The organism is Oleiphilus sp. HI0061 (assembly GCF_001635675.1).
The window spans coordinates 1-680 of record NZ_LWFE01000621.1 but is presented as its reverse complement, the minus strand read 5'-3'; the positions used below and the strand labels follow the sequence as shown (position 1 = coordinate 680).

Genomic DNA, 680 nt, shown 5'->3' with positions numbered 1-680 from the left:
CCAGCTTAAGTCCAACACACTACCAATGAACTTGATTCGCACACTGGAGCACTACGAGCTTTCCCCGGGATATTTTATGTTGGAAATAACGGAAGGGATGTTAATAGAGGACCTGGAACAAACCGTTTCTATCCTTGATGAGTTGAGGCAAAAAGGCTTCAAGATATCTATTGACGACTTTGGCACGGGCTACTCTTCACTGTCCTATCTAAACAGCCTGCCTGTGAACGAAATCAAAATTGATAAAAGCTTTATCAGCACCTTGTCTGATGAACCGTCGACACACGGAGTGATAGATACCGTTATCGCACTATCGAAACACTTCCACTTTGAAGTTATTGCCGAAGGAATTGAACAACCAACACAGCTTGAAGTACTGCGTAAGAAGGATGTAAAAGGAGTTCAAGGCTACCTTTTTGCAAAACCGATGAATCAGTCAGACTTCATCAATTGGGTTAAGGCAGCCTAGTTTATAAAAGCCTCTATAGAGATTAAATTTCAGCGGCCAAACGGGAACCTTGGTCAATGGCTCGTTTTGCATCCAGCTCAGCTGCGAGGTCTGCACCACCGATAACATGAACCTTCATCCCTTTACCCTCAGCACCCGCTTCCAACAAAGCATCTGCCAACTTACGATTTGAGTCCTGTCCTGCACACAAAATCACGTTATCTACCTCTAA

Annotated in this window: 2 protein-coding genes; one reads left to right on the top strand and one right to left on the bottom strand. The window is 44.1% G+C overall.

Features of this window, described 5'->3' with window-relative positions:
• On the top strand, positions 1-469 hold a 469-nt coding region (locus A3735_RS07950), incomplete at its 5' end, for an EAL domain-containing protein (protein WP_156499521.1).
• Positions 470-491: 22 nt separating this feature from the next.
• Here A3735_RS07950 and A3735_RS07945 read toward each other — a convergent pair.
• The coding region (locus A3735_RS07945; protein ID WP_156499520.1) for a hypothetical protein at positions 492-680 on the bottom strand (189 nt) is incomplete at its 5' end.